The sequence below is a fragment of the Pedomonas sp. genome, from assembly GCF_036515995.1.
Taxonomy (GTDB): domain Bacteria; phylum Pseudomonadota; class Alphaproteobacteria; order Sphingomonadales; family Sphingomonadaceae; genus Pedomonas.
The window spans coordinates 1-5,587 of sequence record NZ_DATBUP010000252.1 but is presented as its reverse complement, the minus strand read 5'-3'; the positions used below and the strand labels follow the sequence as shown (position 1 = coordinate 5,587).

Sequence of the window (5,587 nt, the reverse complement as noted above, 5' to 3'; positions counted from 1 at the left end):
TGCTGCCGAAGGACGTGGCCGACGAGAAGTCCGCGATTCTGGAAATCCGCGCCGGTACGGGCGGTGACGAGGCGGCGCTGTTCGCGGGCGACCTGTTCCGCATGTACACCCGCTACGCCGAAGGGCAGGGCTGGAAGACCGAACTGATCTCGGCCAGCCCGTCTGACGTGGGTGGCTACAAGGAAGTCGTCGCCTCCATCACTGGTCAGGGCGTGTTTGCCAAGCTGAAGTTCGAATCGGGCGTGCATCGCGTGCAGCGCGTGCCTGCCACCGAATCGGGCGGGCGCATCCACACCTCTGCTGCCACCGTGGCTGTGCTGCCGGAGGCGGAAGAGGTAGATGTGCAGATCGACGAGAAGGATCTGCGCATCGACGTGTTCCGCTCGTCGGGCCCGGGCGGCCAGTCGGTGAACACCACCGACTCGGCGGTTCGCATCACCCACCTGCCCACCGGCCTCGTCGTCAGCCAGCAGGATGAGAAGAGCCAGCACAAGAACAAGGCCAAGGCGCTGAAGATCCTGCGCGCCCGGCTCTATGACATCGAGCGCGAGAAGATCGACCGCGAGCGGGCGGACAACCGCAAGTCTCAGGTCGGCTCGGGCGATCGCTCGGAGCGCATTCGCACCTACAACTTCCCGCAGGGTCGCGTGACCGACCACCGCATCAACCTGACGCTGCACAAGCTCGATCTGGTGCTGGAAGGCGACGGCCTTGAAGAACTGGTGCAGGCGCTGATCGCGGAAGATCAGGCCGAAAAGCTGGCGCAGCTGGATGACGCGAGCTGAGGTCCTGCGCGCGGGCGCGGCACGACTTGCCGATGCCGGCCTCCTCGATCCGCGGCTGGATGCCGAGGTGCTGCTGGCGCACGTGCTGGGCTTGCCGCGCCTGAGCATGCTCATTGATACCACCCTCGAAGTGGCCGAAGCGCAGACCCAGCAATTCCAGGCGCTTGTCTCCCGTCGCGCCACAGGCGAGCCGGTGGCCTACATCACCGGCGTGCGGGAATTCTGGTCACTCGAGTTCCGGGTAACGCCCGCCACGCTCATCCCCCGTCCGGACAGCGAGACGATGATCGAGGCGGTGTTGCGCGCTTTTCCGCAGCAGGTCGGGCCGGAGAACCGGCCTCTGCGGGTGCTGGATCTGGGCACGGGGTCGGGCTGCCTGCTCCTCTCGGTTCTGCACGAGTGTCCCGGCAGCTTCGGCGTCGGCGTTGATCGCTCCTACGATGCCGCGCTGGTGGCGGCCGACAACGCAGCGCGGCTGGGGCTGGCTGACCGTTCCGCCTTCGTTGTGAGCGACTGGGCCGAGGCGCTTTCGGGGCCATTTGATTGCATTCTCTCCAACCCGCCCTACATCGGTGAGGAAGAGGTTCTGTCGTCTGAAGTGGCTGACTTTGAGCCAAGGAGCGCCCTGTTTGCCGGGGCGGCCGGGCTGGACGACTACCAGCGGATCATTCCGGATCTCGGACGCCTGCTGGCGCCGGGGGGAAGGGTGTTTCTGGAAGTCGGATACACCCAGGCCGAGCCGGTTGGTCAGATCGCCGCAGGGGCAGGTTTTTTAAGTAGAGTGCATCACGACTTGGCCGGTCATCCCCGCTGTATTGAGTGTCGGCAGGCTGAGAATTCTCTTGGAAATGGGCTGGGAAACAGTTAGACACGAGATTGGCAGGGTTGATGGTTTCCTCTGCCGCCTGATTTCCGAAATTGACGGATTTTAAGGCTACGGCGCCCAGCGCGCGCCGACGTATGGGGCGATTGCCCTAAGGGCAAATATATTTTGAGAACGGGTCGATGAGAAACGGACAAAGCGGTCGCCGTAGAGGACGCGGTGGTGGTGGTCGCCCTGCACAGTCGGGCAGCCGCCCGATGGAGTCGGGCAGCCGCAACGACGCACGCATTCGCGGCAATGCCCAGCAGCTTTTGGAAAAGTACAAGTCGCTGGCTCGAGACGCGACGTCTGCGGGCGACCGGATCCTCGCCGAATACTACATGCAGCACGCGGACCACTATCACCGGGTGCTGGCGGAGTTCCGCTCCCGCTACGAGGACACCCGTCCTCGCGAGCGTGACGAGCGCGACGATCGGGACCACGACGATGTGGGCTACGACGACGAGGCTCCGGAAGTTTCCGTGCCGCAGGGCTATTCGAAGCCCCCGGTGCAGCGGAACCTGAATCTCGAGCCGGCCGCTGAGGTTGCCGAGCCTGCTGCTCCTGCCGAAGCACCGGTTGCGGACGCCGCTCCCGAAGCGCCGGCAGAAGAGGCCGTTGAAGCGCCCGCCGAAGAGGAAAAACCCCGCCGCCGTCGCGGTCGCCCTCGGAAGGTGAAGCCGGAAGCGGAAGGCGAAGCGAGCCCGGCTGAAAACGCGGCCTGACGCAAGCCTCTCGGTACTGTCCGACACGGAGTATCCGGTGCGCGAGACAGCGGCAGAACTATAAAAACTGAAGTCCGAGATTCGCCGTTGGCGGGTCGATCGGGGCTCCAGTCCAAAGCCTGACAAACGGCGCAGCACCTGACGGGAGCTGCGCCGTTTTGTTTTGCCCGCTTGCACTCTCGAGCCAGTCTCCGGCTCGAACCTCCTGTTGCTTTCAGGCAACAGTTCGCGGCGGGGCGCCTCTGTAACCAAACTGTCACGTCGCTGTCGCCTAAGCTTCACACGCCATCACTAGAGCGGGGCCTGCAACGCACCCAGAAGTGAGGGCATTAAATGATTACCAATAAGAATTACCGCGCTGTCCTGTTGGCAACGGCGCTTGTCGGGTCGCAGGCATGGGCAGGTTCGGCTCTGGCGCAGGATGCCGCCGCTGCTGATACGCAGCAGGTGCAGGCTCAGCTTCAGGCTCTCCAGACCCAGATGGAAGAGCTGAAGGCGCAGCTGGCCAAGAGCGAAAAGGCCGTCAGCTGGAAGGGTGCGCCGCAGAGCAGCGGCAGCGGGTTCACCTTCAAGGTGCGTGGCCGCGTTCAGTATGATGCCGGCATGATCTCCGATCCGGATGATCTGGTGGACGGCAAGGATCTGGGCTTCCAGAGCTACTTCCGCCGCGTGCGCATCGGCGTTGAAGGCGCGATGCCCGGCGACTTCAAGTACAAGGCCGAGGTTGATTTCTCCGATCCGGAAACCGTCGGCTATGGCGACGTGCTGATCGAATACGCTCCGAAGGACTCGCCCTTCAGCGTGAAGCTCGGCAACATGGAAACCAACTACAGCCTCGAGCAGATGACCTCCTCGCGCTTCAGCTCCTTCATGGAGCGCGCCCAGGTGACCGAGGCGTTCTACTCCGGCCGTCGCTTGGGTGTCTCGGGCGGCTACAGCCAGGGTGACTTCAAGTTCGACGCGGGCATCTTCAACACCGCCATCACCGGCAGCCGCGGCCGCGACGAGTGGCTGTTCGGCACCCGCCTCGTCTACGCTCCGAAGGTTGGCGAAAACCAGCTGCACTTCGGTGCCAGCTACCAGCACCGCGAATTCAACACGGACTCGCTGGGCAACCGCTACCGTGCCCGTCCGTTCGTCCGCTCCGGCTCGACCCGCTTTGTCGACACCGGCACCATTGCCGGCAAGAGCGACGACCTGATCGGCCTGGAAGCCGCTGGCATCTTCGGTCCGCTGCACGCGGCTGCCGAATATCAGTTCATGAAGGTCAACGGCATCTCGCCGACGGAGACCGTTCCGGGCGACGACACCGTCTCCGGTACCCGTCTGGCCGGCAACGCCAAGTTCAGCGGCGGTTACGTCGAGCTCGGCTACTTCCTGACCGGTGAAACCCGCGGCTACAAGGGCGGCGCATTCGACCGTACCAAGGTGCTGAACCCGGTGAGCAAGGGCGGCGCTGGTGCATGGCAGGTCAACGCCCGCATCGACTATCTGGACCTCGGCGACGACGTCAGCTCCGGCACCGTGTCCCAGTTCGTCAACGGCGGCACGCAGACCGGCTACGGCCTGAGCCTGATCTGGCTGCCGATCGACTATATCAAGTTCGCGGCCCAGTACACCTACGTGGATGTCAGCGACATCAGCCGCGGTGCGGGCGGTCGCGGCATCGGCTCGCGCATCGGCTCGACCGAGGCGGACGCCAGCGCCGACGCTCACGTGTTCGGCCTGCGCGCCCAGATCGACTGGTAATCCGGAAGCGCGGCGATACCCCTGTCCCGGAAACGGCGGGCGGAAGAGGTCTCCTCTTCCGCCCGTTTCTTTTGCGCCCCCATCCTTGGTGGATGCATCGCGTCTGTGTGATCAGCCATCCGTGCGGAGGAAATGGTGGGGGAAGGGCACTATTGCCTTCCCATAGGCGACCCGAATCGCGATCATCGGGGCAGCGAAGACGATTTCGCGTTTAAATCGTTAAGCTTGAGTGGGGCCGAGGTTCAGTGGGAGGAGAACAACCATGACCATCGCAGCCATTCTGGCCGTAAAGGGCAGTGAAGTCGTCATGGTGTCCGACACCATGGTCATCAAGGACGTGATTGCGTTGCTGCACACGCGCAGCATCGGTGCGGTGCTGGTTACCGATGACGCCTCGGATGTCGTCGGCGTCCTGTCCGAGCGAGACATCATCCACGGGCTTGCCACCACCGGGCCGGCCATCCTCGAACAGACCGCCAAGACCCTCATGACTTCTCCCGTCGTCACCTGCCGGCCGACCGATTCCGTGCCCGAGGTCATGACGCTGATTACCCACCGGCGCATTCGCCATGTGCCGGTCGTGGATGAGGGCAATCTCCTCGGAATCGTCTCGATCGGCGACCTCGTCAAACGCCGCATCGAGGAAGTCGAGCAGGAAGCGGCTGCCCTGAAGTCCTATATCGCCACCAGTTAGGCGTGACAGGGCCGGCCGAATGCCGGCATCCCGCTGTCACCAGGCTGGTTCGGCTTGAATGCCAACCCAAGGAGCCGCGCGATTCCGCTCCACGTGCCGGTTCCGGCATTGCCGCCGTACTCCCTTGTCGCCTTCGTTGCGGCAAAGGGGGCGTGCCGCGACCAAAATTTTGCATGGTTAAGCGCTTGTAAATCAAGGCCAATCGGAAAAAGATCGGACAAAGGAACAAAACACCGCAAAAAGGTGTTTGACAACGACCGCCCTCTCTCCATATAAGCCCTCCACACAGCGCGGCCGACGCGACGGAGACGAAGCGGCGGACGGGTTGAAATTGCCTTCTTGGGTTCTTACCTGATGAGGCCTTGCTCTTTCTCATTGTTGGTTTTTGGAAGGGACATGTGGGCGGCGATGCTCACGGGTCTTGAGGGAAGTCACCCGACGGACACGTGAACTTTGCTTTCTTACATGTCGCTAGAATACAGTGACGTGCAGGAATGCTCTTTAATCCGGCTGGTCTGTTTCGGTTTGTCCGGGACGGATTGGTTAGGACGTTAACTTGAGAGTTTGATCCTGGCTCAGAACGAACGCTGGCGGAATGCCTAACACATGCAAGTCGAACGAAGTCTTCGGACTTAGTGGCGCACGGGTGAGTAACGCGTGGGAATCTGCCTTGGGGTACGGAATAACTCAGGGAAACTTGAGCTAATACCGTATGATGTCGTGAGACCAAAGATTTATCGCCCCGAGAAGAGCCCGCGTCAGATTAGCTAGT

The 5,587-nt window shown here is 62.6% G+C and carries 5 protein-coding genes and 1 rRNA gene; all 6 read left to right on the top strand.

Going from position 1 to position 5,587, the window contains the following annotated elements; all coding sequences use genetic code 11:
* The coding region (prfA, locus tag VIG90_RS17815) for a peptide chain release factor 1 (protein WP_331594868.1) at positions 1 to 785 on the top strand (785 nt) is incomplete at its 5' end.
* Positions 772 to 1,653: a peptide chain release factor N(5)-glutamine methyltransferase gene (gene prmC, locus VIG90_RS17810; protein WP_331594867.1), complete on the top strand. Its 882-nt coding sequence runs from the start codon at positions 772 to 774 to the stop codon at positions 1,651 to 1,653. The genes prfA and prmC, both read left to right, overlap by 14 nt.
* A 137-nt stretch (positions 1,654 to 1,790) precedes the next feature.
* On the top strand, positions 1,791 to 2,372 hold the full coding sequence (locus tag VIG90_RS17805) for a DUF4167 domain-containing protein (protein ID WP_331594866.1): 582 nt from the start codon (positions 1,791 to 1,793) through the stop codon (positions 2,370 to 2,372).
* A gap of 333 nt (positions 2,373 to 2,705) precedes the next feature.
* Positions 2,706 to 4,121 (top strand): OprO/OprP family phosphate-selective porin, encoded by a 1,416-nt coding sequence (locus VIG90_RS17800; RefSeq protein WP_331594865.1) that lies wholly within the window; start codon positions 2,706 to 2,708, stop codon positions 4,119 to 4,121.
* Positions 4,122 to 4,383: 262 nt separating this feature from the next.
* The gene (locus VIG90_RS17795) at positions 4,384 to 4,815 is read left to right on the top strand and encodes a CBS domain-containing protein (RefSeq protein ID WP_331594864.1); all 432 of its coding nucleotides are present in this window, start codon (positions 4,384 to 4,386) and stop codon (positions 4,813 to 4,815) included.
* A gap of 552 nt (positions 4,816 to 5,367) precedes the next feature.
* A 16S ribosomal RNA gene (locus VIG90_RS17790) occupies positions 5,368 to 5,587 on the top strand; the annotation flags it as partial.